Origin of the sequence: Halorubrum sp. SP3, from assembly GCF_005435195.1 — an archaeon.
Taxonomy (GTDB): Archaea; Halobacteriota; Halobacteria; order Halobacteriales; family Haloferacaceae; genus Halorubrum; species Halorubrum sodomense.
On record NZ_SGTU01000128.1, the window covers coordinates 1 to 1050 of the forward strand.

Below are 1050 nucleotides of genomic sequence, written 5' to 3' on the forward strand. Positions count from 1 at the left end.
GTTGTGGAGCCAACGCATACCTAATACGCCATGTATCAGCAACACCGACAATGGTAGCTGGCCCACTCGTCGGTTTGGGGAGACAGCTTGGGCCTCAGGTCGGTGAGTGTGTAGCTAGCGTGACTACAGACCGAAAACGTGATCGGAGCCGCAGAATTGTCAGGATGACATCGCATCGTATGGCTTTTGACTGTGGTATACGAGTACCACCTATGAGTGATCGGCGGACAGCGTGGTTACTCCTTCCACGACCGGTCCGGCGGCTGCCTGCCGACCTAGCAGCAGTTGTTGTTCTGACGTTGCTCACCGTAGGAAGCGTATTTATTCCGGGGATAAATGAGACACCACTACGTGTACTCTTTGGACTTGGATTTGTCTTGTTTCTCCCCGGATATGCGTTCATTGCGGCGTTGTTTCCTGAAAGCAGTCGAGAAGTCTCAGCAGACGACGGTCAGGCACAGACAGTAGCCGACTCTGAATCGGAGGGTAAACCCAACCCAGTTCCGGGGACTGACGCAGCAGAGACAGAAAGGTCACAACCACCTGGTGAGCATCTACAGTCGCAAGGGATCGATGGAATCGAGCGGGTTGCGTTATCCTTCGGATTGTCTATTGCTATTGTTCCGCTTATTGGATTAGTATTGAATTTCACGCCGTGGGGGATTCGACTGGCGCCGGTTGTCCTCTCAGTTACGGTATTCACGCTTGCCTGTGTGAGTATCGCAGCAAGGCGACGCCACGAGTTGCCTGCTGAAGACCAGTTTCGGGTTCCGTACAGGGCGTGGATCGCAGCCGGGAAAGCCGAACTCTTTGAGCCAAACAGCCGGACAGATGCGGCGCTTAATATCGCACTTGTGCTCTCAGTGTTGCTTGCTGTTGGTAGCGTGGGGTATGCCGTTGCTGTTCCACCGCAGGGAGAACAATTCACGGAGTTTTATTTGCTAAGTGAATCCGATGATGGAGAATTAGTAGCGGACGGCTATCCGGATGAACTGGCAGTTGGTGAACAGAGCCAGTTGGTTGTCGGGATCGGTAATAACGAGTATGAAC

General features: G+C 53.2%; 1 protein-coding gene. It reads left to right on the plus strand.

Going from position 1 to position 1050, the window contains the following annotated elements; all coding sequences use genetic code 11:
* Positions 1-212: 212 nt before the first annotated feature.
* A partial coding sequence (locus EXE42_RS15800) for a DUF1616 domain-containing protein (protein WP_137706940.1) occupies positions 213-1050 on the plus strand: 838 nt, incomplete at its 3' end.